Below are 26,167 nucleotides of genomic sequence, written 5' to 3' on the forward strand. Positions count from 1 at the left end.
AAGCGGCTCGAGGCTCACGGCTACCCGCCTTGCCCGGCCCAATACTCGTACCCCCAGGCCGTCCCGAACCCGGCGCGCCGATACACCGACTGCGCCGTCGCGTTGCCCTGCTCCACCTGCAGGAACACCCGCCCGATGCCGCGTCGCCGCGCTTCCTGCGCGAACGCGGCGAGGATGCGCGACGCAAAGCCCTTGCCGCGAAGCGCGGGCGACGTGCGCATCCCATGCACGCCACACCATCCATGGCTGAAACACGCGGCGCCCACCGCGGCCACGCGCCCCTGGACCTCGACACTCGCAAACACCGAATCGCGCGACCTGCGCAGGATCGCGAGCCGGCTCGCGCCATCCAGCGGATCGAAGCCCACGCCGAGGAACACCGAAGCCCACCCCTCGCCCGGTTGCGCGTCGAGCCGCACGCCATCGGGCGCGGCCACGGCCGCCATCGCCTCCACCGTGCCGGTCTGCACGAAAGTCGGCTTCGCCATCTCGTAGCCTTCGGCACGCAGCACGGCCCGCAACAGCTCGAATGACGCGAGCTGCGGCAGCCGGAACATCGGCTGAAGCCCCTGCGCGCGATAACGCGCTTCGATCCTCGGCACGATCCCGACGCGAACGTCGTCATGCATGAGCGGCGCCGCGCTGTGCGCACGTCCCACCGTGCCGTCGTCCAGCGCGACGAGCCAGCCCTCGATCTTCTCCTGCGCGCGCGGCGGCACCGCCGCCAGCGTCGCGCGTTCCAGCGATTCCACGTCGTCCATTCCCCGGAGTGTAGGTGCCGTCACAATGCATTCCCATGCTCGCTCTCCTCGGCACCTTCTCCCTGCGGGAGCTGCGCCACCACCCGTGGCGCAACGCGGCCGCGGTGCTCTCGGTGATGCTGGGGGTCGCGCTCGCGTTCTCGGTGCAGCTCATCAACGCCTCCGCGCTCGACGAGTTCTCGAGCGCGGTGCGCTCCACCGGCGGCCAGCCCGACGTGGAACTGCGCGCCGTGCAAGGCGGCTTCGACGAGGCGCTCTATGCACGAGTCGCGGCCAGCGACAGCGTCGCGCTGGCTTCGCCCGTGCTCGAACTGCAGACCACCGCGCTCGTCCCCGGCGGCGAACGCCGGCCGCTGCGCGTACTGGGCATCGATGCGCTCGTGGCCGGCGCCGTCGCGCCCGGGCTCGTGCCCGCCTTGCACGAGCAGGACCGGTTCGCGCTCTTCGCACCGGGCAACGTGTTCCTCAATCCGGCGGCCCAGCAGCAGTTGGGCGACCGCTTCTCCGTGCAGTCCGGCCTGCAGGTGCACGAGGTGCGCGCTGCAGGCACGGTGAGTGCAGCGGGTGCGCCGCTCGCCGTGATGGACATCGCCGCCGCGCAGGACCTCTTCGGGCGCGACGGCGAGCTCACGCGCATCGACGTGCGGCTGAAGCCCGGCGCGGATCGCGATCGGTTCGTGCGCTCGCTCGATCTGCCCGACAGCGTGACGGCCGCGAACCCCGGCGATGCGACTCAGCGCGTGGACAGTCTCTCGCGCGCTTACCGCGTGAACCTCACGGTGCTCGCGCTCGTCGCGCTCTTCACCGGCGCGTTCCTCGTGTTCTCGGTGCTCGCGTTGAGCGTGGCGCGTCGCGCGCAGCAGTTCGCGCTGCTCGCGGTGCTCGGGCTCACGCCGCGCGAGCGGCTCGCGCTCGTGCTCGTGGAGTCGGCATGGCTCGGCGCCATCGGCAGCGTCGCGGGCATCGCGCTCGGTGCGCTGCTCGCCGAACTCGCGTTGACGCTGCTGGGCGGCGATCTCGGCGGCGGCTACTTCCCCGGCGTCGCCCCGCGGCTGCAATGGAGCACGCCCGCGGCCATCGTGTACGCGGTGCTCGGCATCGTCGCGGCGATGGCGGGAGGCTGGCTGCCCGCGCGCAACGCGCAGCGGCTGCCCCCCGCGCGGACGCTCAAGGGACTCGGCTACGGGCTGCCCGGTTCACGTGCGCACCTGATGAGCCTCGCGTTCATCGTCGCGGGCGCCTTGTGCGCCTTGCTGCCGCCGGTGGCAGGCATTCCGCTTGCCGCCTATGTCTCGGTGGGTCTGCTGCTGGTGGGCGGCATCACCGGCTTGCCGTGGGTCGTGGCGCTGCTCTACGACCGGCTCGCGAAATTCGCTTCGCAGCGCGCGCTCGTACAGCTCGCGGTGGAACGTGCCCGGCGCGTGCGCGAAAGCGCGGCCGTCGCCGTGAGCGGTGTGGTGGCCGCGTTGAGCCTGGCGGTGGCGTTGACCGTGATGGTCGCGAGCTTTCGCGACTCGGTCGCGCACTGGCTCGACGTCGTGCTGCCCGCCGATCTCTACGTTCGCACGGCGGGCTCGAGCGCCGCGGCCGACACGGCCTTTCTCCCCGCCGCATTCGCCGACGGCGTGTCGCGCATCGAGGGCGTGGCCCGCGTGCGAGCGCAGCGCCTGCGCCCGCTTCAGCTCGATCCGGCGCGCCCGGCCGTGACGTTGCTCGCACGAGCCATCGGCGACCCTTCGATCAACCTGCCGCTCGTGCAAGGGCCCGTCGCGCCGCCCGCCGCTGCGGTGCCGGTCTACGTGAGCGAAGCCATGGTCGACCTGTACGGCGCGCGCATGGGTCAGCCGCTGCCCGCGCTTGCGCGCGCGTTCGGCGGACACGGCACATTTTTCGTCGCGGGCGTCTGGCGAGACTACGTGCGGCAAAGCGGTGCCGTGCTCATGGAGGAAAGCGACTACCGGCGCCTCACAGGCGACACGCGAGCGACCGAGTTGCAGGTGTGGCTCCGGCCTGGCGCCGCGGCGGCAGAGGTGAGCCGAGGCATCCGTGCGCTGGCGGCGGCTTCGTCGCAAGGCGCGGATCTCATCGACGTCGCTTCCGCCGCCGAACTGCGCGCCACCTCGCTGCGCATCTTCGATCGCAGCTTCGCCGTCACTTACTGGCTGCAGGCGGTCGCCATCGCGATCGGTCTTTTCGGCGTGGCCGCGAGCTTCAGCGCGCAGGTGCTCGCGCGGCGCAAGGAGTTCGGGCTGCTCGCGCACCTCGGGCTCACTCGCCGGGAGATCCTCGCGGTGGTCGCGGGCGAAGGCGCGGCGTGGACGCTGATCGGCGCCGTCGCGGGCATCGCGCTCGGACTCGCGGTGTCCGTGGTGCTCGTGGACGTCGTGAATCCGCAGAGCTTTCACTGGACGATGGACTTGCGCGTGCCGTGGCTGCGGCTCCTCGCGCTCGCGTGCGCGGTGATCGCGGCGGGGACGCTGACCGCCCGGTTCGCGGGCCGCGCGGCGGCTTCGCGCGATGCGGTGCTCGCGGTGAAGGAGGACTGGTGATCCGGCGCCGTCCCATGCTCGCCGCATTGCCCGGGCTCGCGCTGCCGTTGCGCGCCGCCGCGCTCGACGAACGCGCATTGCAGTTTCCGCGGGACCACGGCGCGCATCCGGCGCTGCGCACGGAATGGTGGTACGTCACGGGCTTCGCGAGCGCGGGTGAGCGCGAGTTCGGCTATCAGGTCACGTTCTTTCGCTCGCGCGTGGAGGGCACGCAGGCGATGCGCTCGCGCTTCGCCGCAAAGCAGCTCGTGTTCGCGCATGCGGCCGTCACGGATGTGGAGGCGCGCAAGCTCGTGCATGCCCAGCGCATCGCGCGCGAAGGCTTCGGCATCGCCGACGCCGCCGAAGGCGATGCGGCGCTGAAGCTGCGCGACTGGTCACTCGTGCGAAAGGAGGGCCGCTGGACAGCCCGCGTCGCCGCGGACGACTTTGCTTTCGATCTCACCTTCTCGCCCACGCAATCCGTGCTGCCGCAAGGGCGCAACGGCATCTCGCGGAAGGGGCCGGATCCGCGACAGGCGAGCTACTACTACAGCGAGCCGCAGCTGCGCACGACGGGCCGCCTCACCGTGCAAGGGCGCAGCGCGGCCGTGCAGGGCAAGGCGTGGCTCGACCACGAATGGAGCGAGGAACCGATGGCGCCCGAAGCCGTGGGCTGGGACTGGATCGGCATGAACCTCGACGACGGCAGCGCGCTGATGGCGTTTCGCCTGCGGCGCAAGGACGGCTCGACGCTCTGGGACGGCGGCTCGTTTCGCAGTCCGGGCGGGCATGTGTATATCGCATCGAACGGCGAGAACGAATTCCGCGCGCGGCGCAAGTGGACGAGCGCGGCGTCCGGTGCGACCTATCCCGTCGAATGGGTCGTGCGCACGCCCGCGGACTTCTACACCGTCCGGGCGGTGGTCGACGACCAGGAGCTCGACTCGCGCGCGTCCACGGGTGCGATCTACTGGGAAGGCCTGAGCGATCTCTTCGACAGCAACGGCAAGCGAGTCGGACGCGGCTACCTCGAGATGACGGGGTATGCGTCGCGGTTGCGCATCTGAGACGCTTTCAGTGCGCGCCGGCCGCGGCGTCCGAACTTCCGCCGCCGTGCTGCGGACGGCTCAACCAGATCACCGGGATCAGCAGCACGAAGAGCACGGCCGAGGCCCAGAACAGATCCGTGGCCGCCATCGTGAACGCCTGCTGGTCCGCGAGCCGGTTGATCTGCGCGAGCGCCTGCTCCGCGGTGAGCCCTGCCGCCTGCAACCCCGACAGCGTGGCCTGCGCCGCGGGATTGCCCGGATTCACGGATTCCGCGAGCTGCGTGTGATGCAGGATCGCGCGATGCTCCCAGAGCGTCGTGGAGATCGACGTGCCGAACGCACCGGCCGTGATCCGCGCGAAGTTGCTGAGGCCCGACGCCGCGGGGATCTTCTCGGGCGGCAAGCCCGACAAGGTGATCGTCACGAGAGGCACGAAGAAGAACGCGACCGCGACGCCCTGGATGATCGTCGGCCACACGATGGCGGCGTAGTCGGCCTGCGTGGAAAAGCGCGCCCGCATCCACATGATCAGCGCGAAGACGACGAAGGCGAAGGTCGCGAGCCGCCGCGGGTCCGTCCGGTTCACGTTCTTGCCCACGAGCGGCGACAGGAGCATGGCGAAGAGCCCCACGGGCGCGAGCACCTCGCCCGCGTCGCTCGCGGTGTAGCCCATGAACTGCTGCAGCCACAGCGGCAGCAGCACGAGCGCGCCGAAGAAAAGCGCGTACGCGAGCGCCGTCGAAAGCGTTCCGGCCCAGAAGTTGCGCCGCGCGAAGAGACGCAGCTCCACCACCGGGTGTTCGTCGGTGAGCTCCCACACGAGAAAGAAGGCGAAGCCCACCACGGCGACCACCGCGAGCCCCTGCACGAGCGCGGACTCGAACCAGTCGTACTCCTTGCCGATGTCCAGCATCACCTGCATCGCGCCGACCCAGATCACGAGCAGCGCGAGGCCGACCTTGTCGATGGGAAGGCTGCGCGTGACGCTTTCGCGCTTGCGGTAGATCGCCCAGGTCGCGAGCGCCGCGAGCACGCCCACCGGCACGTTGATGTAGAAGATCCACGGCCAGCTGATGTTGTCCGTGATCCAGCCGCCGAGCAGCGGCCCCACGACAGGCGCGATCAGCGTCGTCATCGACCACGCCGCCATCGCGCTGCCGGATTTCGCGCGCGGGTAGCTCGTGAGCAACAGCGCCTGCGACAGCGGGATCATCGGCCCCGCGACGAAGCCCTGCACCGCGCGGAAGAAGATGAGCATCGCCATGTTGGGCGCGAGCCCGCACACCAGCGATGCGATGACGAAGAGGATGACGCTCGCCACGAAAAGCCGCACCTGCCCGAAGCGCTGCGACAGCCAGCCCGTGAGCGGCACACCGATGGCGTTGGCCACCGCGAAGCTCGTGATGACCCAGGTGCCCTGGTTCGGGCTCACGCCGAGGTCGCCCGCGATGGCGGGCAGCGACACGTTCGCGATCGACGTGTCCAGCACGTTCATGAACGTCGCGGCCGACAGGGCGATCGTGCCCCACATGCGCGCGGCGCCCTCGAGCGGCGGGTATTGCACCGCAGCCGGGCTCGCGGCCATCAGCGCGCTCCGATCCTGCTTCCGGCGGGACCCGCGCCCACCACCCGGAGGTCGCGGCCCGTGTTGGCCGCGATGATGCGGCGCACTTCGGTGTCGGCGCCTTCTTCGGAGCCCGCGAACACCGGTGTCTGCGAGACGGGCGCGTTGCGCGGCGCGTCGGCGAGCGTGCGGCCATCCTGATTGCTCACGTCGACCGTCACGTCCATCGAGAGGCCGACGCGCAGCGGATTGCGCTGCAGCTGCTGCGCATCGAGCGCGACGCGCACGGGCACGCGCTGCACGACCTTGATCCAGTTGCCGGTGGCGTTCTGCGCGGGCAGCAGCGCGAAGGCCGCGCCCGTGCCCACGCCCAGGCCCTGCACCACGCCGTCGTATTCGACGTGCTTGCCGTAGACGTCGGCGGTGAGCTTCACCGGCTGGCCGATGCGGATCTTGCGCAGCTGCACTTCCTTGAAGTTCGCATCGACCCAGAGCTGGTTGAGCGGCACGATCGTCATGAGCGGCGCGCCCGCGTTCACGCGCTGGCCGAGCTGCGCGGTGCGCTTCGCGACGTAGCCATCCACCGGCGCGGGCAAGGCCGCGCGCTGCGTGGCGAGCCACGCCTCGCGCACTTTCGCCGCGGCCGCCTGCACCTGCGGATGCGATTCGACGTTCGTGCCTTCGGTCATGGTCTGGTTGCTCGCGAGCTGCTCGCGCGCGGCGACGGCGCCCGCGCGCGCGGCTTCGAGCTGGCTGCGCGCATTGGCGAGCTGCTGCTGGGCGTGATCGAGCTCTTCCTTCGACACGGCGCCGTTGCCCGTGAGGCTCTGCCGGCGCGCCACGTCGTCCGCCGCGCGCTTCACTTCGGCCTCCGCGCGGGCGATGTCGGCTTCGCGCTGCCGCACCTGCGCGGCGAGCGTTCCGTTGGTCGCGTAGATCGTGCGCACCTGGCGCACGGTCTGGCCGAGCGCGGCCTCCGCCTGCTGCAGCGCGACCTGCACGTCGGCCGGATCGAGCTTCACGAGCGGCTGGCCCGCCTTCACGAAGTCGGTGTCGTCCGCGTAGATCGCCTGGATCGTGCCGCCGATCTGCGGCGTGATCTGGATGATGTTGCCCTGCACGTAGGCGTTGTCCGTGGATTCGTAGCGGCTCGCCACGAGCCAGTCGTACAGGAACCAGGCGGCCCCCACGGCCACCACCGTCACGGTGAGGAGAGTGAGCGCCTTCCTGCGCTTGTTGCCGCGCAGCGGCGCGTCGGCCTGCGGCTGTTGTTGTTGGGGGGCGTTCACGGCTGTTCCTTCTTCGAAGATTCGTTGGATTCGAGTTGCGCGGTGCGTGCGTCGGGCTGCCATCCGCCGCCGAGCGCGCGCATGAGCTGCACCTGCGCATCGAGCGCGCGGCCGGCAAGGTCCACCGAAAGCCTGCGCTGCTGCAGCACGGACGATTCCGCGGTGAGCACGTTCAGATAGGTGCCGAGCCCGGCGCGATAGCGCTGCAGCGCGATGTCGTACGCGGCTTCGGCCGAAGAGAGCGCATCGGCCTCTTCCTTTTGCTGGCGCGCGATCGATCGCAGCGACGCGAGCTGATCGGCGGCGTCCTTCACCGCGTCGATGACGGTGGAGTTGTAGGTTTCGATGGCGATGTCGAGATCGGCCGTCTTGCCGCGCAGGCCCGCGCGCAGCCGCCCGGCGTCGAAGATCGGCAGGTGGATCGCCGGGCCCACGCCCCACTGGAGGCTGCCCGGCTCGAGCAGCTTGCCCACACCGAGGCTCGAGAGGCCGATGAAGCCCGCGATGTTGATGTTGGGGTAGAAGTCCGCCTTCGCGCTTCGGATGTCGTGCGTGGCGGCCTCCACGCGCCAGCGCGCGGCGGCGACGTCGGCGCGGCGGCCGAGCAGGTCCGCGGGCAGCGGGCCCGCCACGGGCACGGGCTTGAGCGCCGCAAGCGGCTTCGCCTCGACCGCGGCTTGCGGATCGGCCACGAGCGCGGCGATGGCATGCCGCGTGAGCTCGATCTGCTCGGCAACGGCTTCGATCTGCTGGCGCGCTTCGGGCAGCGACCCTTCGCTCTGGCGCAGCTCGAGCGCGGTGTCCAGCCCCGCGTTGAAGCGGTCGCGCACGAGCCCGTGCGATGCCTGCCGCTGCGCGAGCGTGCGCTCGGCAACCTGCAGCTGGTCATGCAGGCGCGCGAGCTGGATGTAGGCGCGCGCGATGTTGCTCGCGAGCAGCACGCGCGCCGCATCGGCATCGGCCTCGGCCGCGCGCGTCGTGCCGAGCGCGGCGTCGAGCGCCTGGCGGTGCTTGCCGAAGAAATCGAGTTCCCAGCTTCCGTTCGCCTGCAGCGTCGCGCTGTTGCGCATCGAGCCGGCGATGGGCGGCGGGAACAGGCCGTTTTCGGTATAACGCTGGCGCTGGAGGTCGAGCTCCCCCGACACCTGCGGCAGTTCGGCGGCATGCGCGGCCTCCACGGCCGCTCGCGCCCGCGCGATGCGCGCCTGAGCGACCTTGAGGCTCGGGCTGTCCTTCAGCGCCTGCGCGATGAGGCGATCGAGGCCGGCGTCGCCGAAGGCATGCCACCACTCGGCGTTCACGGGCGCGGCTTCCGCAGCGAGCCCGGAAGCGACGGTGCCCGCCGCCTTGCCGAGCCCGAGCGATTCGGGTGTGCGAAGCGTCGATTGCGGCTCGATGCCCTGGTAGCTCGCGCAGCCCGAGGCGAGCATGGCCAGCGCGAGCACGGTCCATGCCGCCGGCGCGAATCGCGGGCGGTTCGTGCGTTCAGGCTTCATGCGCGACGTTCTCCCTTTCGGCCTGCAGTTCGAGCGCGTTTTGCAGCATGCGCTGCAGGAGCGACTTGAGCGTCTGCCACTCCTCGGCGCTGAATCCGCGCAGATGGGCATTCAGGACCTTGCACAGCGCGGCCGGAACGCGCTCGGCGGTCGAGCGCCCCTCGGGCGTGAGTTCGAGATTGACGACGCGCCGGTCCTCGGCGGACCGAACGCGGCGGATGAGCGCCTTGGCTTCCAGCCGGTCGAGCGTGCGCGTCATGGCGCCGGCATCGAGATCGCAGGCCCCCGCGAGCTCCGCCGCCGTGGCGGCGTCACCCGTGTACAGCTTGAAGAGTGGCACCCACTGGGCGTGCGTGAGGCCTTCGGGCTCGAGCTCGGCATCGGCCTGGGAGCCGATGCTCGCGATCACGCGCTTCATGAGGTAGCCCACGCTTTCGTTGGGCTGGAGCGAGGCGGGCTTGTAGAAGCCCACCGGCCGGCCGCGCGGTTTCGGATTGGTCATGGGTGCGGATAATAATTGCCTGAGCAATTATTGTCAAGGCGACCTTTGGTTGGGCAAGGGACTGCTACACTGCTCGGCAATGGCCCCGCCCCCGCCGACTTCATCGATTTCCCCGGCCGCGCCCGCGGCGCCGGACTTGCGCGGCATGCCCGTCGCGCCGGGCAAGGTCTCTCCCCAGTCCCTCACCGGCTTGCTGCCGTTCCTGCGGCCTTATCGCGGCCGCATCGTGCTCGCGGGACTCTTCCTGCTGCTCGCGGCCTTCGCCACCTTGCTTTTCCCGGTCGCGTTGCGCGGCATGATCGACGGCGGCCTCACGACCGCGGGCAAGGGCGAGCGCGTGCTCGCCCTGCGCGAGCATTTCTTCGAACTCTTCGGCGTGGCCGTGGCGCTCGGCCTCTTTTCGGCCGCGCGCTTCTACACGGTGAGCTGGCTCGGCGAACGCGTGACGGCCGACCTGCGCAATGCCGTCTACGCGCACGTGCTCGAACAAAGCCCCGAGTTCTTCGAGACCACGCAGACGGGCGAAGTGCTCTCCCGCCTCACGACCGACACCACGCTCGTGCAGACGGTCGTCGGGTCTTCGTTCTCGATGGGCCTGCGCAACACCGTGATGGGGATCGGCGCGCTCGCGATGCTCGTGTGGACGAACCCCTACGTCATGACGCAGGTGCTTCTCATCATCGTGCTCGTGGTGCTGCCTTCGGCGTGGATCGGCCGGCGCGTGCGCAAGCTGTCGCGTGCGAGCCAGGACCGCGTGGCCGGCTCGAGCGCCATCGCGGCGGAGGTCCTGAACGCGATTCCCACCGTGCAAAGCTACACGGCCGAGTCGCGCGAGGCAAGGCGCTTCGCGGATGCGACGGAAGACGCGTTTCGCACCGGCATCCGCCGCACGAAGGCACGCGCGGCGATGGTCGCATTCATCATCATCGCCACCGCCGCGCTGCTGCTGTGGGGCCTGTACCAGGGCACGCAGGCCGTGCTCGCCGGGCGCATTTCCGCCGGGCAACTCGGCGAGACGGTGGTGTACGTGATCATCCTCGCGGGCGCCGTCGGCGTGCTCGGCGAAGTCTATGGGGACCTGCTGCGCGCGGCCGGCGCGACCGAGCGGCTGATGGAGCTGCTCGCGGCGAAGTCCCCGGTGCAGCCGCCCGCGCATTCCGCGAAGCTCGATGCGCCGCAAGGTCCCAGCGATGTTGTCTTCGAGGACGTCACGTTCCACTATCCCTCGCGGCCACAGACCGCGGCACTGTCGCAATTCAGCCTGCGGGTCGCAGCGGGCGAGACCGTCGCCCTGGTCGGGCCGAGCGGAGCGGGCAAGACGACGGTGCTGCAACTGCTCCTGCGCTTCTACGACCCCGAGGCGGGCACGATCCGGCTGGACGGCATCGCGACGCGCGAGCTTGCCTGGCAAGACCTTCGCGGCCGCGTCGGGCTCGTGCCGCAGGAGCCCGTGATCTTCTCCGCGAGCGCGCTCGAAAACATCCGCTACGGCAAGCCCGGCGCGAGCGACGACGAAGTGCGCGAGGCCGCGCGCAAGGCGTTCGCGCACGATTTCATCGAAGCGCTCCCCGAGGGCTACGGCACGTTCCTCGGAGAACGCGGCGTGCGTCTATCGGGCGGCCAGCGCCAGCGCATCGCGATCGCGCGGGCGATCCTCAAGAATCCACCGCTGCTGCTGCTGGACGAAGCGACGAGCGCGCTCGACGCTCAGAGCGAACGCATGGTGCAGGCGGCGCTCGAGTCGGCGATGCGCCATCGCACGACGCTCGTGATCGCGCATCGGCTCGCGACGGTGCAGCAGGCCGATCGCATCGTCGTGCTGGATCACGGGAAAATCGTGGAACAGGGAACGCACGAGGAACTCGTGCGCGCGCAAGGAACCTACGCGAGGCTCGCGGCGTTGCAGTTCATGGATTGAACCGCCTCGTTCAGCCGAGCCAGCCTACTGCACCGGCCCCTTCAACGCCTTCGGCATGGGCAGCGGCAGCACGCCGATGCCTTCTTCGAGCAGCGCGCGAGTCTCTTCCTGCGTCGCCTGGCCGCGGATGCCGCGCTCCTTGGCTTCGCCATAGTGGATCGCCCGGGCTTCTTCGGCGAATCGCTCGCCGACGTCCTCCGTCGCGTCCATCACCTGGCGCACCACCGAAAGCCACTGCGCTTCGAGACTCGCATCCGGCGTGGCCGCGACATCCTGCCTCGGCTCGGGCCGGGCACCGAGGTTCAGCCGCGGCGCCGTGGGGAGCTTGCCGATCTCGCAATCGCCGCACATCGGGCACTCCACCAGGCCGCGCGCGAGCTGGCCCTGGAAATCGTCTTCCGAGGCGAACCAGCCTTCGAACGAATGCGAATGTTTGCACCGGAGGTTCAGGACCTTCATCGGGTCCAATTATGAGCGCCAGTGGAGATTCCAAGCCCCCGAAAGGACATTCTGCAGCCAGAGAGCGCCCGCGAGGGTCTTGGAATCCTTCACCTTGCCGTCGCGGCACCAGGCGAGAAAGTCGCCCGGGTCGGCCAGGATCACTTCCACGAATTCGCCGTCATCGAGCTCGGGCTTCGTGAGCGTGAGGCCCCGCGCGAACCAGATGTCGATGCACTCGTCCGAATAGCCCACCGCGAGATTCAGCGCGCCCGCGAGCGCCCATTCGCGCGCGGCGTAGCCGGTTTCCTCCAGCAGCTCGCGCTTCGCGCAGGCGAGGTGATCTTCGCCCGCGTCCAGCTTGCCGGCCGGAAACTCCACCAGCACGCCCTTCACCGGGTGGCGATACTGCCGCTCCAGCACGATGCGGCCGTCGTCCAGCAGCGGAATCACCATCACCGCGCCGGGATGCAGGATGTATTCGCGCGTGGAGGTCCTGCCGTTCGGCAGCCGCACCGTGTCGCGCACGACGTGCAGGAAGCTCGCCTTCAGCAGTTCCTCCGTCGCCACCGTGTGCTCGACGAGATGCGGGTCTTCGGTGCTCATGGCGCGCTCGCTTTCAATGGCGGCGCTTGTACAGGTAGCGCCAGACGAATCCTGGAAACGCGAAGGTGAGAAAGAGCGCCGCGGTAACGGCGTAGAACTCCCACCCCTGCGGTGCGATCTGCCCGAGCCGCTTCTCCAGCGCAAGGCCGATGCCGCCCACCGCGAAGTAGAGCACCACGAGCTCCGCCAGGCGAATCGCGAGATTCTTGCCGCCGGGCAAGGCGATCACGCCGAAGAGCTTGCGCGTGACGAAAGGCAGGTTGGCCGCCAGGAACGCGGCCACCAGGACGAACCAGACGGAGGCGGCCTCGGACACGTGCTGACGACCGCTTCGGAAAAGGACAAAGAAGAAAAAGGCGCCTCAGGTGCCGAGCGTCTGCACGATCGCGTCGCGGCAGAGCGTCATCAGCCCGCCGGGCAGGATGCCCAGCGCGAGGACGAGGGCGCCGTTGATCGCGAGCACCACGCGCACTTCGGTCGGCGCGGACACCGTCGTCGCGGTGATCGGCTCGTCGAAGTACATCACCTTCACCACGCGCAGATAGTAGAACGCGGCGATGAGCGACAGGATCACGGCGAACACCGCCAGCGCGATGTACGACGCCTGCCCCGACACCACGAGCGCCTGCAGCACCGCGAGCTTCGCGTAGAAGCCCACGAGCGGGGGCACGCCCGCGAGCGAGAAGAGGCACACCGACATGATCGCGGCATAGAGCGGGCTGCGCTGGTTGAGGCCGGCGAGGTCCGCGATCTCCTCGCTTTCGAAGCCTTCTCGCGCGAGCAGGAGGATCGTGCCGAAGCTCGCGAGCGTCGTGAGCACGTAGGTGACGATGTAGAACATCGCGGAGCTGTAGGCGTTGGCGGCCGAGAGCGTATTGCCGTTCACCACACCGGCCATGAGGCCCAGCAGCACGAAGCCCATCTGGCCAATGGTCGAATAGGCGAGCATGCGCTTCAGGTTCGATTGCGCGATGGCCGCGAGATTGCCGATCAAGAGCGAGCACACCGCGAGGATCGCAAGCATCTGTTGCCAGTCGATGGCAAGCGGCAGCAACCCTTCCACGAGCAGGCGGATCGCGATCGCGAATGCCGCGAGCTCCGGCGCCGAGCCGATGATGAGGGTGACCGCGGTCGGCGCGCCCTGATACACGTCCGGAATCCACATGTGAAACGGCGCGGCGCCGAGCTTGAAGCCGAGTCCCGCGACGATGAAGACGAGTCCGTAGACGAGCACCTGGTGCTTCACCTGCGCGGAGTTGACCACCTTGAAGACGGTCGCCGTGTCGAGCGAGCCCGTGGCGCCGTAGATCATGGAGAGCCCGTAGAGCAGGAAGCCGCTTGCCATCGCGCCGAGCACGAAATACTTCATCGCCGCTTCGGTCGACACGGCATGGTCGCGGCGCAGCGCCACGAGCGCGTAGCTCGAAAGCGTGAGCAGTTCGAGGCCCAGGTACAGCACCAGGAAGTTCATGCCCGAGATCATCACGAAGATGCCGAGCAGCGCGAAGAGCGAGAGGGTGAAGAGTTCGCCGCCGCTGCGCAGCATGTCGCGGTCGGCGGCGTAGGGCCGGCCGTACACCATGCACACGAGCATCGCGACGGAGGCGAAGCATTTGAGCCAGTTGCCCATCGGGTCGCTCACCACCATGCGGCCGAAGCCGTACCAGGTGTCGCCGTGCGCCGCGAAGTCGGCGGTGAACCAGGCCACGGCCCCGAGCGTGAGGATCGTGAGCCAGTAGGTGAGCTCGCGCAGCCGCGTCTTCACGCCGAGGTCGACCAGGGCGATCAGGCACGCCATGCCGAGCAGCAGGATCTCGGGGGAGACGACGATCAGGTCTCTGTAGTTGTCGAGCATGTGTGTTCTTCAGAGCTTGGAGACCGCGACGTGCTTCAGGAAGCCGGTGATCGAAGCGTCCATCACGTCGGTGAAAGGCTTGGGGTACACGCCCATCGCGAGCACCGCGGCGGCCAGCAGCCCGAGCATCAGGAATTCGCGCGAATTGATGTCCGTGAGCGCCTTCACGTCTTCGTTGGCGGGGGCGCCGAAGTACACGCGCTTCACCATCCAGAGCGTGTACGCCGCACCGAGGATGAGCGCCGTGGCCGCGGCGAGCGCGAGCCAGAAGTTCGCCTTCACCGCGCCGATGATCACCATCCACTCGCCGATGAATCCCGCCGTGCCCGGCAGGCCGCAATTGGCCATCGCGAACAGCACCGCGAGCGCAGTGAAGGTCGGCATGGTGTTCACCACGCCTCCGTAGCTCGCGATCATGCGCGAATGCACGCGGTCGTAGAGCACGCCCACGCAGAGGAACATGGCCGCCGACACGAAGCCGTGCGAAATCATCTGCACGATGCCCCCGGCCACGCCGAGCTGGCTGAAGATGAAAAAGCCGAGCGTGACGAAGCCCATGTGCGCAACCGACGAATAGGCGATCAGCTTCTTCATGTCCTGCTGCACCATGGCCACGAGCCCGATGTAGACCACGGCGATCAGCGACAGCGCGATCATGAGCCACGCCCATTCGCGCGACGCGTCCGGCGCGATCGGCATCGAAAAGCGCAGGAACCCGTAGGCTCCGAGTTTCAGCATGATCGCGGCCAGCACGGCGGAGCCGCCCGTGGGCGCTTCCACGTGCACGTCGGGCAGCCACGTGTGCACCGGCCACATCGGCACCTTCACCGAAAACGCCGCGAGGAAAGCGAAGAAGATGAGCGTCTGCGTGGCAAGCGGCAGCGGCAGGTTGTGCCACGTGACGATGTCGAAGCTGCCTCCCGACTTGGTGTAGAGATACACCAGCGCGATCAGCATGAGCAAGGACCCGAGCAGCGTGTAGAGGAAGAACTTGAACGCCGCGTAGATCTTGTTGGGCCCGCCCCAGATGCCGATGATCAGGTACATCGGGATCAGCGTGGCTTCGAAGAACACGTAGAAGAGCACCGCGTCGAGCGCGCAGAACACGCCGATCATGAGCCCCGAGAGGATCAGGAACGCGCCCATGTACTGGTTCACGCGTTCGTTGATCACTTCCCAGGCCGAGATCACGACGATCACGGTGATGAATGCCGTGAGCAGCACGAACCAGAACGAGATGCCGTCGATGCCGAGGTGATAGTTCACGTTGAAGCGGTCGATCCACGGCTGCTTCTCCACGAACTGGAAGGCGGCCGTCGTGCGGTCGAAGCGGCTGTAAAGCGGCAGCGTGACGAGAAAGCTCGCGACGGAGCCCACGAGTGCGATCCACCGCACGGAGCGCGCCTGATCGTCGCGGCCGAGCGCGAGCAGCACGACGCCGAAGACGATCGGCGTCCAGATGGCCAGGCTCAAGAGTCCCATTGTTGTTCTTCTCCTAGGGGGCGCCGAGGAAGGCCTTCACCGTGGGCCAGGTCACGAAATACGTCATGAGCACGATCACGCCGATCAGCATCGCGAACGCGTAGTGGTAGATGTAGCCGGACTGCACCCAGCGCACGACGCCCGCGAACCAGCCGACGAGCCGCGCGCTGCCGTTCACGAGCACACCGTCGATCACGCCCTGGTCGCCGCCCCTCCAGAGGCCGGTGCCCACCGCGCGCGCGGCCGGCGCGATCAGGTTCTCGTTGATCCAGTCCATGTAGTACTTGTTGTCCAGGAGCTTGTAGACCGGCATGAAGCGCTGCTGGATCGCGGCCGGCAGCGCCGGGTTCTTCAGGTACATGTACCAGGCGGCCACCACGCCCGCGAGCGCGAGCCAGAAGACTGGAGACAGGAGCCCATGCAGCGCCATCGCGAGCGGGCCGTGGAATTCGCGGCCCATCTCCTCGAGCGCGGGATGCTGCTCGGCGTTGATGAAGATCGCATCCTTGAAGAAGTCGCCGTAGAGCATCGGCCCGATCGTGAGATAGCCGATCACGACCGAGAAGAAGGCGAGGATGATGAGAGGCACGGTGACGACCCATGGCGTCTCGTGCGGCTCGTGGTGATCGCCGTGGTGCGCGTCGTGGTGCGCGTCGTGCGAATCGTGGTGACCCTGCACGTCGGGCTCTTCGTCCGAATAATGCTGCCCGTGCGCGTCCGGATTCTGGTCGAACCGTTCCTTGCCGTGGAAGACGAGGAAGTACATCCGGAACGAATAGAACGCCGTCACGAACACGCCCGCCATCACCGCGAAGTACGCGAAGCCGGCGCCGGGCAGCTTCGACAGATGCGCCGCCTCGATGATGCTGTCCTTCGAGTAGAAGCCCGCGAAGAGCGGCGTGCCGATGAGCGCGAGCGAGCCGATGAGCGACGTGATCCACGTGATCGGCATGTACTTGCGCACGCCGCCCATCCAGCGGATGTCCTGGTTGTGGTGCATGCCGATGATGACCGAGCCCGCGGCGAGGAAGAGAAGCGCCTTGAAGAACGCGTGCGTCATCAGGTGGAACACCGCCACCGAGTACGCCGAAGCGCCGAGCGCCACCGTCATGTAGCCGAGTTGCGAGAGCGTCGAATACGCCACCACGCGCTTGATGTCGTTCTGGATGATGCCCAGAAAACCCATGAAGAGCGCCGTGATCGCCCCGATCACCATCACGAACGAAAGCGCCGTCTCCGACAGCTCGAACAGCGGCGACATGCGCGCGACCATGAAGATGCCCGCCGTCACCATCGTCGCCGCGTGGATCAGCGCGGAGATCGGCGTCGGGCCTTCCATCGAATCGGGCAGCCACACGTGCAGCGGGAACTGCGCGCTCTTGCCCATCGCGCCGATGAAGAGGCAGATGCAGATCGCGGTGATCACCTGCCAGTCGGTGCCGGCAAGCGTTCCGGCCTTCGCGAGTTCGGGCGCCTTCGCGAACACGTCGGCGTAGCCGAGCGAGCCGGCATAGGTGAGGATGATGCCGATGCCGAGGATGAAGCCGAAGTCGCCCACGCGGTTCACGAGGAACGCCTTCAGATTGGCGAAGATCGCGCTCGGACGCGTGAACCAGAAGCCGATCAGCAGGTACGACACGAGGCCCACGGCCTCCCAGCCGAAGAAGAGCTGCAGGAAGTTGTTGCTCATCACGAGCATGAGCATCGAGAACGTGAAGAGCGAGATGTAGCCGAAGAAGCGGTTGTAGCCCGGGTCGTCTTCCATGTAGCCGATGGTGTAGATGTGCACCATGAGCGAGACGAAGCTCACCACCACCATCATCATCGCGGTGAGTCCGTCGACGAGGAAGCCGACTTCCATCTTCAGGCCGCCGACCACGGCCCATTCGTACATCGTCTGGTTCAGGCGCGCGCCGTCCACGGCCACGCTCCACAGGGTCATCGCCGAGACGATGGTGGCGACGAGCACGCCGAGGATGGTGATCGAGTGACAGGCGCGCCGGCCGAGGACGTTGCCCCCGAGCGTGGTGCCGAAGACGCCGGCGAGGACCGCGCCCGCCAGCGGGGCGAGCGGGACGATCGCGAGCGTCGATGCGTTGAGTGTTGCGCTCATGTTTCTTCTTGGGCCCGGTATCGCGCGGGCTACCCTTTCAGGGCATTGAGTTCTTCGACGTTGATGTTCGACTTGTTGCGAAAGAGAAGCACGAGGATCGCAAGCCCGATGGCCGATTCCGCGGCGGCCACCGTGAGGATGAAGAAGACGAAGACCTGTCCGTGCATGTCGCCGAGGAAGTAGGAAAACGCCACGAAGTTCATGTTCACCGCAAGCAGCATCAGCTCGATCGCCATGAGCAGCACGATCAGGTTGCGGCGGTTCAGGAAGATGCCGACCACCGACAGCGCGAAGAGAATGGCGCCGAGGGTGAGGAAGTGGCCCAGCGTGATGTTCATTCGAACGTCTCCGTGCCGCGTGCCGCGGCGTGCGTCCTGCGAGCGTCGCGGTGCCTCATGCCTTCGTCTCCACGTGCGCGGCGGGCGCTTCGGGCGGCGCGGGCCGCATCACCGGCATCTTCACGAGCCGCACGCGATCGGCCGCCTTCACGCGCACCTGGATCGAGGGGTCGATGTGCTTGCTGTCCTTGCGGCTGCGATGCGTGAGCGCGATCGCCGCCACGATGGCCACGAGCAGGATCACGGCGGCGATCTCCAGCGGGAAGAGGTATTCGGTGTAGAGGAGCCGGCCCAGCTCCTTCGTGTTGGAAAGCTGCTGGCCCGCCTGCACGGCCGCCGCCGCGACGGCCGGCCGGTCTTCGCCCGTGCGGAAGCCCCCCATCAGCACGGCGGCCATTTCGAGCGCGATCAGCGCGCCGATCGTCGCCGCGAGCGGGAAGTGATTCCAGAAGCCGCGCCGTATCGTGTCGATGTTGATGTCGAGCATCATCACCACGAAGAGAAAGAGCACCATCACCGCGCCGACGTACACGAGCACGAGCGAGATCGCGAGGAATTCGGCGCGCAGCAGCAGCCACACGGCCGAGGCCTGAAAGAACGTGAGCACCAGAAAGAGCGCCGCGTACACCGGGTTGCGCGCGGTGATCACGCGAAAGGCCGCGAAGAGCAGGATCGCGGAGAAGAGGTAGAAAAGGCCGGTGCGGATTTCCATGCGCGTTGTCTCGTGTGCGTGGTCAGCGGTAGGGCGCGTCGGCCGCCTTCGCCGCGGCGATCTCGGCCTCGTAGCGGTCGCCCACCGCGAGCAGCATGTCCTTGGTGAAGTAGAGGTCGCCGCGTTTTTCCCCGTGGTACTCGAGGATGTGCGTCTCCACGATCGAGTCGACGGGGCAGCTTTCCTCGCAGAAGCCGCAGAAGATGCACTTGGTGAGGTCGATGTCGTAGCGCGTCGTGCGGCGCGTGCCGTCGGCGCGCTGGTCCGACTCGATCGTGATGGCGAGCGCCGGGCACACGGCTTCGCACAGCTTGCAGGCGATGCAGCGTTCCTCGCCGTTTTCGTAGCGGCGCAGCGCGTGCAGGCCGCGAAAACGCGGGGAAAGCGGCGTCTTCTCCTCCGGGAACTGCACGGTGATCTTGCGGGCGAAGAAGTATTTGCCCGTGACGCGCATGCCCTTGAAGAGCTCCACGAGCAGGAAGCTCGAGAGGAAGTCCCTGAGCGAAAAGCCGGGGTTGCGGTGGGCCAGTGCTTGTGCCATGGCGTTATTTCCAGGGGTTCCACGGTGTCTGCATGAGCGCGCCCACGACGACGAGCCAGACCAGCGTGACGGGAATGAAGACCTTCCAGCCGAGCCGCATGATCTGGTCGTACCGGAAGCGCGGGAAGGTGGAACGGATCCAGAGGAAGAGCGTGACCATCACGAAGGCCTTCAGCCCGAGCCAGATCCATCCGGGGACCGCGTTGAGCAGCGGCGTGTCGAACGGGGGCAGCCAGCCGCCCAGGAACATCGTGGTCGCGAGCATGGCGACGAGCCACATGTTGGCGTACTCCGCGAGGAAGAACATCGCGAAGCTCATGCCCGAATATTCGATCATGTGGCCCGCGACGATCTCCGATTCGCCTTCCACCACGTCGAAGGGCGCGCGATTCGTCTCCGCGAGGCCCGAGACGAAGTACACGACGAAGATCGGCAGGAGCAAGAGCCAGTTCCACGAGAGGATGTTCACGCCGTGCGTGGCCCAGTAGCCCTTGTCCTGCTGCATCACCACGTCGGTCAGGTTCAGGCTGCCGGAGACCATCAGCACCACCACGAGCGCGAAGCCCATCGCGATCTCGTAGCTCACCATCTGCGCCGATGCGCGCAGCGCACCGAGAAAGGCGTATTTCGAGTTCGACGCCCAGCCGGCGATGATGATGCCGTACACCTCCATCGAGGTGATTGCCATCAGGAAGAGCAGGCCCGCGTTGATGTTGGAAAGCGCGACTTCGGGGCCGAACGGAATCACGACCCAGGCGGCGAGCGCGGGCATGATCGTCATCACGGGGCCGAGATAGAAAAGCGGCCGGTTCGCCGCCGACGGCAGGATGATTTCCTTCGTGAGAAGCTTCAGCGCATCGGCGATGGGCGTGAGCAGACCGAGCGGTCCGACGCGATTGGGCCCCGGGCGCAGCTGCGTGAAGCCGATGGCCTTGCGCTCCCACAGCGTGAGGTACGCCACCGCGCCCATGAGCGGCAGCACGAGCACCATGATCTTGACCAGCGTCCAGACGATGGGCCAGCCCACCCCCGTCCACCAGGAAGCGCCCACGAGGCCGTTGCCGAATCCGTAGAGCGTGTCGATCATGCCGCGGCCTCCTCGGGCGCCGGCATCGCGGAAAGACGGCCGTCGGCCGTGAGCTGCAGCGAGCCCGCGCGGCGCACGATCGAGTCGAGCTGGTAGATCGCCGCGGTCGCGGGCTTGCCCGCCGTCGCCGACAGCTGGATCGCCGCGCTCGTCGCGTTCGAGAGCTTGCCGCCCTGCACCAGCGATTCCCCGGCGTCGGATGCGCCGCGCGCGGCCACCAGCACGTCCTGCGCGGACTCGAAGTCGAAGCCCGGCAGGCCCAGCACGTTGGCGAGCACGCGCATCACCTTCCACGCGGGCCGTGTCTCGGCGAGTGGCTTCACCACCGCATGGAAACTCTGCACGCGCCCTTCCGCATTGACGAACGTCCCGGGCGTTTCGGTCCACGGAGCGATCGGCAGCAGCACGTCGCTGAATTCCAGGTTGCACTTGAAGGGGCTGAGCGTCACGACCATGTCGGCCGATTCGAGCGCCGCCGCCGAGCGCGCGCCCGCGGCCGAGTCGAATTCCGGTTCCGTGTTCAGCAGGAGCACGGCCTTCAGCCCGCCCGACAGCATCTCGCCCGCGTTCAATCCGCCGTTGCCGGGCATGGCGTTCACGAGTTGCGCGCCGACCGTGTTGGCCGCTTCCGTGAGGTAGCCCACGCTCGCGCCGGTCTGCCCGCCGATCCAGTTCGCGAGCGCGAGCAGCGACGACGCATTGGCGTGATGCGCGGCGGCGTTGCCAAGCAGGATGGCCTTGCGTTCGCCGCTGAGAAGCGACTGCGCGATAGCCTTCGCGGCGTCCGTCGCATTGCCGCCTTGCACGGGCGCCTGGGCACCCGTCTCGCTCGCGACCGCTGCGGCGACGTCCGCGAGCGACTGCGCCCACTGCGACGCGGGCACGATGGATTTCGCCGCGACGGGCATCGCCCAGTCGTGATCGGCGTCGTGGATCACCGAGAGCCGAGCGCCCTTGCGCGCCGCCGCACGGAGGCGCAACGAGAAGAGCGGATGGTCCTTGCGCAGGTTCGAGCCGACGATGAGGGCGCCCTGAAGCCGGCCCAGCGAAGCGATGCTCGTGCCGAGCCAGCGCACACCCTGATGCGGTCCGAATTCCGCGTTGCGCAGGCGATAGTCGATGTTCTCGCTGCCGAGCGCGCGCAAGAGCTTGCCCGCGAGGAAGAGCTCCTCCACCGTGCTGTGCGGCGACACGAGCGCGCCGATGCCGGCCGCGCCATGCTGCTGCTTCACCTGCTTCAGGCCGTTGGCCACGTATTCGAGCGCGGTCTGCCAGTCGACGGTGCGCCACTCGCCGCCTTGCCTGATCATGGGTGCGCCGAGGCGCTCAGGGCCGTTGAGCGCCTCGTACGAGAAGCGGTCGCGGTCGGCGAGCCAGCACTCGTTCACGTCCTCGTTCTCGAGCGGGAGCACGCGCATCACCTTGTTGTTCTTCACCTGCACGATGAGGTTGGCCCCCGTCGAATCGTGCGGGCTCACCGACTTGCGCCGCGAGAGTTCCCAGGGCCGCGCGCTGTAGCGGAAGGGCTTGCTCGTGAGCGCGCCCACCGGGCACAGGTCGATCATGTTGCCCGAGAGTTCCGAATCCACCGTGTCGCCGAGCACGGTCGTGATCTCCGAGTGCTCGCCGCGATGGATCATGCCGAGCTCCATCACGCCGGCCACTTCCTGGCCGAAGCGCACGCAGCGCGTGCAATGGATGCAGCGGCTCATCTCCTCCATCGAGATGAGCGGGCCGACGTCCTTGTGCAGCACGACGCGCTTTTCTTCCTCGTAGCGCGAAGCGCCCGGGCCGTAGCCCACCGCGAGGTCCTGCAGCTGGCATTCGCCGCCCTGGTCGCAGATCGGGCAGTCGAGCGGATGGTTGATGAGGAGGAACTCCATCACCGACTGCTGCGCCTTCAGGGCCTTGTCGCTTCTCGTGCGCACGATCATGCCGTTGGTGACGGGTGTCGCGCACGCGGGCATGGGCTTGGGCGCCTTCTCGATGTCCACGAGGCACATGCGGCAGTTCGCCGCGATGGAGAGCTTCTTGTGGTAGCAGAAGTGCGGGATGTAGGTGCCGGCCTTGTCCGCGGCATGCATCACCATGCTGCCTTCGGTGACCTGGACCTTCTGTCCGTCGAGTTCGATCTCAATCATGTTTCTTACTCCCTCTCCCTCTGGGAGAGGGTTGGGGTGAGGGCATCGCCGGCCGGGGCGGGGTCGTGCGCCTGCGCCCGCGCGATCTTCGCTTCGAACTCATGCCGGAAGTGCTTGATCATCGCCCGCACCGGCATCGCCGCCGCGTCCCCCAGCGCGCAGATCGTGCGTCCCTGGATGTTGTCCGCGACCGAATTCAGCAGCTCGAGATCGCTCGGCTTTCCATGGCCGTTGTGGATGCGATCCACCACGCGCCAGAGCCACCCCGTGCCTTCGCGGCAGGGCGTGCACTGCCCGCACGACTCGTGCATGTAGAAGTACGACAGGCGCAGCAGGCATTCGACCATGTCGCGCGTCTCGTCCATCACGATCACCGCGCCCGAGCCGAGCATCGAGCCCGCCTTCGCGATGGAGTCGTAGTCCATCGTGCAGTTCATCATGATGTCCGCTGTCAGCACGGGCGCCGACGACCCGCCGGGGATCACCGCCTTCAGCTTCCTGCCGCCGCGCATGCCGCCCGCGATTTCGAGCAGCTTCGAAAACGGCGTGCCGAGCGGGATTTCGTAGTTGCCGGGGAGCTCCACGTCACCCGAAATCGAGAAGATCTTCGTGCCGCCGTTGTTCGGCTTGCCGCACTCGAGATACGCCTGCCCGCCGTTGCGGATGATCCAGGGCACCGCGGCGAAGGTCTCGGTGTTGTTGATGGTGGTCGGCTTGCCGTAGAGGCCGAAGCTCGCCGGGAACGGCGGCTTGAAGCGCGGCTGGCCCTTCTTGCCTTCGAGGGATTCGAGAAGACCCGTTTCCTCGCCGCAGATGTAGGCCCCGAAGCCGTGGCACGCATAGAGTTCGAAGCTGAAGTTCGAGCCGAGGATGTTCTTGCCGAGATACCCCGCCGCGCGCGCTTCCTCCAGCGCTTCCTCGAAGCGTTCGTAGACCTGGAAGATTTCGCCGTGGATGTAGTTGTAGCCCGCCACCGTGCCCATCGCGTAGGCGGCGATGATCATCCCCTCGATCACCATGTGCGGGTTGTACATGAGGAGGTCGCGGTCCTTGCACGTGCCCGGCTCGCCCTCGTCGGAGTTGCACACGAGGTACTTCGCGCCGGGGAACTGGCGCGGCATGAAGCTCCACTTCAGGCCCGTCGGAAAGCCCGCGCCGCCGCGGCCGCGCAGCGCCGATTCCTTCAGCGTCGCGATCACCTGATCGGGCGTGATGCCGTCGTTCAGTATCTTCCTGAGCGCGGCGTACCCTTCGCGGCCTTCGTAGTCCGCGCGGCGCCAGTTCGTGCCGTCGAGGTCCTTGTAGATCTGCGGCTCGATGTGGCGGCCGTGGAAGCACGTCTGCACGCCGGTGGCCATGAACTGGGAGAGCACCTGTTGCGGCGTCATCACTTGGCTCCTTCGGCAGACCGCAGGCCGTCGATCAGCTGATCGAGCTTCTCGTCGGACATGAAGCTGCACATGGTGCGGTCGTTCACCAGCATCACCGGCGAATCGGCGCACGCGCCCAGGCATTCGCTCTGCTGCAGCGTGAACATGCCGTCGGGCGTCGTCTCGCCCATCGAGATGCCCAGCTTCTTTTCGAGGTACCGCAGCGCGTGCTGGCCGTCGCGCAGCTGGCACGGCAGGTTGGTGCAGACGTTCAGCTTGTACCTGCCCACCGGCCGCTGGTTGTACATGTTGTAGAAGGTCGTGACTTCGTGCACCGCGATCGCGGGCATGCCCAGGTAGGCGGCCACTTCCTTCTCGCTTTCGGGGCTCACCCAGCCTTCTTGCTGCTGCACGATGGCGAGGCACGCCATCACGGCCGACTGCTTCTGGTCGGCCGGGTACTTCGCCACTTCGCGGTCGAAGCAGCTTCGCATGTCGTCAGTGATCATCTGTCGATCTCTCCGAACACGATGTCCATCGTGCCGATCACGGCCACGGCGTCCGCGATCATGTGGCCGCGGGCCATCTCGTCCATCGCGGCGAGGTGCACGAACCCCGGGGGGCGTATCTTCATGCGATAGGGCTTGTTCGCGCCGTCGCTCACGATGTAGATGCCGAACTCGCCCTTCGGGTGTTCCACCGCCGCATACGCCTCGCCTTCGGGCACGCGCATGCCTTCGGAAAACAGCTTGAAGTGGTGGATCAGCTCCTCCATGTTGGACTTCATCGACTCGCGCGAAGGCGGCGCCACCTTGTGGTTGTCGGTGATCACCGGCCCGGGGTTCGCGCGCAGCCAGTCCACGCACTGGCGGATGATGCCGTTGGACTGCCGCAGTTCTTCCACGCGGCACAGATAGCGGTCGTAGCAGTCGCCTGTCTTGCCCACCGGCACGTCGAAGTCGATGCGGTCGTACACCTCGTAGGGCTGCGTCTTGCGCAGGTCCCACGCGATGCCCGAGCCGCGCAGCATCGGGCCGGTGAAGCCCAGGTTGAGCGCGCGCTCCGGCGTCACCACGCCGATGCCGACCGTGCGCTGCTTCCAGATGCGGTTGTCCGTGAGGAGCGTCTCGTACTCGTCGACGTACTTCGGAAAGCGCCGGGTGAAGTCCTCGATGAAATCGAGCAGCGACCCCTGCCGGTTCTCGTTGAGCCGGGCAATGGCGCGTTCGTTGCGAATCCTGCTCGCGCGGTACTGCGGCATCGCATCCGGCAAGTCGCGATACACGCCGCCCGGGCGGTAGTAGGCCGCGTGCATGCGCGCTCCCGACACGGCCTCGTACATGTCGAAGAGGTCTTCCCGCTCGCGAAAGCAGTAGATGAGCATGTTCATCGCGCCGCAGTCGAGGCCGTGCGCGCCAAGCCACAGGAGGTGGTTCAGAAGGCGCGTGATCTCGTCGAACATGACGCGGATGTACTGCGCGCGCAGCGGCACGTCGATGCCGAGCAGCTTCTCCACCGCGAGGCAGTAGGCGTGCTCGTTGGACATCATCGACACGTAGTCGAGGCGGTCCATGTACGGCAGCGTCTGCAGATACGTGCGCGTTTCGGCGAGTTTCTCGGTGGCGCGATGCAGCAGGCCGATGTGCGGGTCGGCGCGCTGGATCACTTCGCCGTCGAGTTCCAGCACGAGGCGCAGCACGCCGTGCGCGGCCGGGTGCTGCGGGCCGAAGTTGAGGGTGTAGTTCTTGATCTCTGCCATCAGAGGCCGCCGTAATTTTCTTCGCGGATGATGCGCGGCGTGATCTCGCGCGGCTCGATCGTGACGGGCTGGTAGATCACGCGCTGGCGCTCTTCGTCGTAGCGCATTTCCACCTGGCCCGAGACCGGGAAGTCCTTGCGAAACGGGTGGCCGATGAAGCCGTAGTCCGTGAGGATGCGCCGGAGATCCGAATGCCCTTCGAAGACGATGCCGTAGAGGTCGAACGCTTCGCGCTCGAACCAGTTCGCGCTGCTCCAGAGTCCGGTCACCGAATCGACGACGGGCAACTCGTCGTCGGGCGCGAACACGCGCACGCGCACGCGCTGGTTCAGGCTGACCGACAGCAGGTGCGCGACCACGGCGTAACGCGCGCCTTCCCACGCGCCTGCGCCGAAGTCGGAATAGTCCACGCCGCACAGATCGATGAGCTGTTCGAACTTGCAGGTCGGCTCGTCGCGCAGCGTGCGGCAGGCGTCGAGGTAGTTCTTCGCGTCGACGATGACGGTGACCTCGCCGAGCGCGAGCTCCACGCGGCGCGCCTTGTCGCCGAGCGCGGCGCCGACGGTGCGAACGAGCGCGGCGGGGTCGGCGGCCGACCAGGGGGGCATATGCGTC

At 67.5% G+C, this 26,167-nt stretch carries 23 protein-coding genes; 3 read left to right on the top strand and 20 right to left on the bottom strand.

Annotation, left to right across the window (positions count from 1 at the left end; all coding sequences use genetic code 11):
• Positions 1 to 20: 20 nt before the first annotated feature.
• Positions 21 to 761: a GNAT family N-acetyltransferase gene (locus tag VHA82_RS03760; RefSeq protein ID WP_325540418.1), complete on the bottom strand. Its 741-nt coding sequence runs from the start codon at positions 759 to 761 to the stop codon at positions 21 to 23.
• Between the two features lie 35 nt (positions 762 to 796).
• On the opposite strand from VHA82_RS03760, the gene VHA82_RS03765 reads away from it, so the two are divergent.
• Complete coding sequence (locus VHA82_RS03765) at positions 797 to 3,310, top strand: FtsX-like permease family protein (protein ID WP_325540420.1); 2,514 nt, start codon at positions 797 to 799, stop codon at positions 3,308 to 3,310.
• Positions 3,311 to 3,324: 14 nt separating this feature from the next.
• Positions 3,325 to 4,359 (top strand): carotenoid 1,2-hydratase, encoded by a 1,035-nt coding sequence (locus VHA82_RS03770; RefSeq protein WP_325540555.1) that lies wholly within the window; start codon positions 3,325 to 3,327, stop codon positions 4,357 to 4,359.
• A gap of 7 nt (positions 4,360 to 4,366) precedes the next feature.
• Here VHA82_RS03770 and VHA82_RS03775 read toward each other — a convergent pair whose 3' ends face one another.
• The 4 genes from VHA82_RS03775 to VHA82_RS03790 are packed head-to-tail and all read right to left on the bottom strand — an operon-like array spanning position 4,367 to position 9,192.
• Positions 4,367 to 5,926: a DHA2 family efflux MFS transporter permease subunit gene (locus VHA82_RS03775; RefSeq protein WP_325540422.1), complete on the bottom strand. Its 1,560-nt coding sequence runs from the start codon at positions 5,924 to 5,926 to the stop codon at positions 4,367 to 4,369.
• Entirely contained in the window at positions 5,926 to 7,194 is a 1,269-nt protein-coding gene (locus VHA82_RS03780) for an efflux RND transporter periplasmic adaptor subunit (RefSeq protein ID WP_325540423.1), read from the bottom strand. Before VHA82_RS03780 ends, VHA82_RS03775 begins: the two co-directional genes overlap by 1 nt.
• Positions 7,191 to 8,690, bottom strand: coding sequence for an efflux transporter outer membrane subunit (locus VHA82_RS03785; protein WP_325540425.1), 1,500 nt, complete (start codon positions 8,688 to 8,690; stop codon positions 7,191 to 7,193). The genes VHA82_RS03780 and VHA82_RS03785 overlap by 4 nt, the downstream gene beginning before the upstream one ends.
• Positions 8,680 to 9,192: a MarR family transcriptional regulator gene (locus VHA82_RS03790; protein WP_325540426.1), complete on the bottom strand. Its 513-nt coding sequence runs from the start codon at positions 9,190 to 9,192 to the stop codon at positions 8,680 to 8,682. The genes VHA82_RS03785 and VHA82_RS03790 overlap by 11 nt, the downstream gene beginning before the upstream one ends.
• Positions 9,193 to 9,337: 145 nt before the next feature.
• Here VHA82_RS03790 and VHA82_RS03795 point away from each other — a divergent pair, with 145 nt between their 5' ends.
• Entirely contained in the window at positions 9,338 to 11,110 is a 1,773-nt protein-coding gene (locus VHA82_RS03795) for an ABC transporter transmembrane domain-containing protein (protein ID WP_325540557.1), read from the top strand.
• Between the two features lie 24 nt (positions 11,111 to 11,134).
• Here VHA82_RS03795 and VHA82_RS03800 read toward each other — a convergent pair whose 3' ends face one another.
• From VHA82_RS03800 to VHA82_RS03870, 15 genes are read right to left on the bottom strand one after another with little or no spacing between them, the layout of a single operon-like run.
• Positions 11,135 to 11,569: a DUF1178 family protein gene (locus tag VHA82_RS03800; protein WP_325540428.1), complete on the bottom strand. Its 435-nt coding sequence runs from the start codon at positions 11,567 to 11,569 to the stop codon at positions 11,135 to 11,137.
• Positions 11,570 to 11,578: 9 nt separating this feature from the next.
• Positions 11,579 to 12,154 carry an NUDIX hydrolase gene (locus VHA82_RS03805; RefSeq protein WP_325540430.1) on the bottom strand — a complete coding sequence of 192 codons (576 nt, stop codon included), beginning with the start codon at positions 12,152 to 12,154 and terminating at the stop codon, positions 11,579 to 11,581.
• 13 nt (positions 12,155 to 12,167) lie between these two features.
• Positions 12,168 to 12,470, bottom strand: a complete 303-nt coding sequence (locus VHA82_RS03810) for a DUF2818 family protein (RefSeq protein WP_325540432.1) — start codon at positions 12,468 to 12,470, stop codon at positions 12,168 to 12,170.
• A gap of 45 nt (positions 12,471 to 12,515) precedes the next feature.
• The gene (gene nuoN, locus VHA82_RS03815) at positions 12,516 to 14,009 is read right to left on the bottom strand and encodes an NADH-quinone oxidoreductase subunit NuoN (RefSeq protein WP_325540434.1); all 1,494 of its coding nucleotides are present in this window, start codon (positions 14,007 to 14,009) and stop codon (positions 12,516 to 12,518) included.
• A 9-nt stretch (positions 14,010 to 14,018) separates the two neighbouring features.
• Entirely contained in the window at positions 14,019 to 15,491 is a 1,473-nt protein-coding gene (locus VHA82_RS03820) for an NADH-quinone oxidoreductase subunit M (RefSeq protein ID WP_325540435.1), read from the bottom strand.
• Between the two features lie 13 nt (positions 15,492 to 15,504).
• The gene (gene nuoL / locus VHA82_RS03825) at positions 15,505 to 17,604 is read right to left on the bottom strand and encodes an NADH-quinone oxidoreductase subunit L (RefSeq protein ID WP_325540436.1); all 2,100 of its coding nucleotides are present in this window, start codon (positions 17,602 to 17,604) and stop codon (positions 15,505 to 15,507) included.
• A gap of 29 nt (positions 17,605 to 17,633) precedes the next feature.
• Entirely contained in the window at positions 17,634 to 17,942 is a 309-nt protein-coding gene (nuoK, locus tag VHA82_RS03830; RefSeq protein ID WP_325540437.1) for an NADH-quinone oxidoreductase subunit NuoK, read from the bottom strand.
• Between the two features lie 55 nt (positions 17,943 to 17,997).
• Positions 17,998 to 18,654 (bottom strand): NADH-quinone oxidoreductase subunit J, encoded by a 657-nt coding sequence (locus VHA82_RS03835; RefSeq protein WP_325540439.1) that lies wholly within the window; start codon positions 18,652 to 18,654, stop codon positions 17,998 to 18,000.
• Between the two features lie 22 nt (positions 18,655 to 18,676).
• The gene (gene nuoI / locus VHA82_RS03840; protein WP_325540441.1) at positions 18,677 to 19,195 is read right to left on the bottom strand and encodes an NADH-quinone oxidoreductase subunit NuoI; all 519 of its coding nucleotides are present in this window, start codon (positions 19,193 to 19,195) and stop codon (positions 18,677 to 18,679) included.
• Positions 19,196 to 19,199: 4 nt separating this feature from the next.
• Positions 19,200 to 20,282 carry an NADH-quinone oxidoreductase subunit NuoH gene (nuoH, locus tag VHA82_RS03845; RefSeq protein ID WP_325540443.1) on the bottom strand — a complete coding sequence of 361 codons (1,083 nt, stop codon included), beginning with the start codon at positions 20,280 to 20,282 and terminating at the stop codon, positions 19,200 to 19,202.
• The gene (gene nuoG, locus VHA82_RS03850; RefSeq protein ID WP_325540445.1) at positions 20,279 to 22,423 is read right to left on the bottom strand and encodes an NADH-quinone oxidoreductase subunit NuoG; all 2,145 of its coding nucleotides are present in this window, start codon (positions 22,421 to 22,423) and stop codon (positions 20,279 to 20,281) included. Before nuoG ends, nuoH begins: the two co-directional genes overlap by 4 nt.
• Positions 22,424 to 22,428: 5 nt before the next feature.
• Entirely contained in the window at positions 22,429 to 23,811 is a 1,383-nt protein-coding gene (nuoF, locus tag VHA82_RS03855) for an NADH-quinone oxidoreductase subunit NuoF (protein WP_325540447.1), read from the bottom strand.
• Positions 23,811 to 24,302, bottom strand: a complete 492-nt coding sequence (nuoE, locus tag VHA82_RS03860) for an NADH-quinone oxidoreductase subunit NuoE (protein WP_325540449.1) — start codon at positions 24,300 to 24,302, stop codon at positions 23,811 to 23,813. Before nuoE ends, nuoF begins: the two co-directional genes overlap by 1 nt.
• Positions 24,299 to 25,552, bottom strand: a complete 1,254-nt coding sequence (locus tag VHA82_RS03865) for an NADH-quinone oxidoreductase subunit D (RefSeq protein ID WP_325540451.1) — start codon at positions 25,550 to 25,552, stop codon at positions 24,299 to 24,301. Before VHA82_RS03865 ends, nuoE begins: the two co-directional genes overlap by 4 nt.
• Positions 25,552 to 26,160, bottom strand: coding sequence for an NADH-quinone oxidoreductase subunit C (locus VHA82_RS03870; RefSeq protein ID WP_325540559.1), 609 nt, complete (start codon positions 26,158 to 26,160; stop codon positions 25,552 to 25,554). The genes VHA82_RS03865 and VHA82_RS03870 overlap by 1 nt, the downstream gene beginning before the upstream one ends.
• Between the last annotated feature and the right edge of the window lie 7 nt (positions 26,161 to 26,167).

This window comes from Ramlibacter sp., assembly GCF_035548915.1.
Taxonomy (GTDB): Bacteria; Pseudomonadota; Gammaproteobacteria; order Burkholderiales; family Burkholderiaceae_C; genus Ramlibacter.

What these genes read in the sequence shown, in the direction of transcription:
- VHA82_RS03785 (WP_325540425.1), bottom strand. Translation starts at nt 8,690, where the DNA reads ATGAAGCCTGAACGCACGAACCGCCCGCGATTCGCGCCGGCGGCATGG.
- VHA82_RS03800 (WP_325540428.1), bottom strand. Translation starts at nt 11,569, where the DNA reads ATGAAGGTCCTGAACCTCCGGTGCAAACATTCGCATTCGTTCGAAGGC.
- nuoN (WP_325540434.1), bottom strand. Translation starts at nt 14,009, where the DNA reads ATGCTCGACAACTACAGAGACCTGATCGTCGTCTCCCCCGAGATCCTG.
- VHA82_RS03765 (WP_325540420.1), top strand. Translation starts at nt 797, where the DNA reads ATGCTCGCTCTCCTCGGCACCTTCTCCCTGCGGGAGCTGCGCCACCAC.
- VHA82_RS03820 (WP_325540435.1), bottom strand. Translation starts at nt 15,491, where the DNA reads ATGGGACTCTTGAGCCTGGCCATCTGGACGCCGATCGTCTTCGGCGTC.
- VHA82_RS03790 (WP_325540426.1), bottom strand. Translation starts at nt 9,192, where the DNA reads ATGACCAATCCGAAACCGCGCGGCCGGCCGGTGGGCTTCTACAAGCCC.
- nuoH (WP_325540443.1), bottom strand. Translation starts at nt 20,282, where the DNA reads ATGATCGACACGCTCTACGGATTCGGCAACGGCCTCGTGGGCGCTTCC.
- VHA82_RS03805 (WP_325540430.1), bottom strand. Translation starts at nt 12,154, where the DNA reads ATGAGCACCGAAGACCCGCATCTCGTCGAGCACACGGTGGCGACGGAG.
- VHA82_RS03865 (WP_325540451.1), bottom strand. Translation starts at nt 25,552, where the DNA reads ATGGCAGAGATCAAGAACTACACCCTCAACTTCGGCCCGCAGCACCCG.
- VHA82_RS03835 (WP_325540439.1), bottom strand. Translation starts at nt 18,654, where the DNA reads ATGGAAATCCGCACCGGCCTTTTCTACCTCTTCTCCGCGATCCTGCTC.
- nuoI (WP_325540441.1), bottom strand. Translation starts at nt 19,195, where the DNA reads ATGGCACAAGCACTGGCCCACCGCAACCCCGGCTTTTCGCTCAGGGAC.
- VHA82_RS03760 (WP_325540418.1), bottom strand. Translation starts at nt 761, where the DNA reads ATGGACGACGTGGAATCGCTGGAACGCGCGACGCTGGCGGCGGTGCCG.
- nuoG (WP_325540445.1), bottom strand. Translation starts at nt 22,423, where the DNA reads ATGATTGAGATCGAACTCGACGGACAGAAGGTCCAGGTCACCGAAGGC.
- nuoL (WP_325540436.1), bottom strand. Translation starts at nt 17,604, where the DNA reads ATGAGCGCAACACTCAACGCATCGACGCTCGCGATCGTCCCGCTCGCC.
- nuoF (WP_325540447.1), bottom strand. Translation starts at nt 23,811, where the DNA reads ATGACGCCGCAACAGGTGCTCTCCCAGTTCATGGCCACCGGCGTGCAG.
- nuoE (WP_325540449.1), bottom strand. Translation starts at nt 24,302, where the DNA reads ATGATCACTGACGACATGCGAAGCTGCTTCGACCGCGAAGTGGCGAAG.
- VHA82_RS03795 (WP_325540557.1), top strand. Translation starts at nt 9,338, where the DNA reads ATGCCCGTCGCGCCGGGCAAGGTCTCTCCCCAGTCCCTCACCGGCTTG.
- VHA82_RS03775 (WP_325540422.1), bottom strand. Translation starts at nt 5,926, where the DNA reads ATGGCCGCGAGCCCGGCTGCGGTGCAATACCCGCCGCTCGAGGGCGCC.
- nuoK (WP_325540437.1), bottom strand. Translation starts at nt 17,942, where the DNA reads ATGAACATCACGCTGGGCCACTTCCTCACCCTCGGCGCCATTCTCTTC.
- VHA82_RS03770 (WP_325540555.1), top strand. Translation starts at nt 3,325, where the DNA reads ATGCTCGCCGCATTGCCCGGGCTCGCGCTGCCGTTGCGCGCCGCCGCG.
- VHA82_RS03870 (WP_325540559.1), bottom strand. Translation starts at nt 26,160, where the DNA reads ATGCCCCCCTGGTCGGCCGCCGACCCCGCCGCGCTCGTTCGCACCGTC.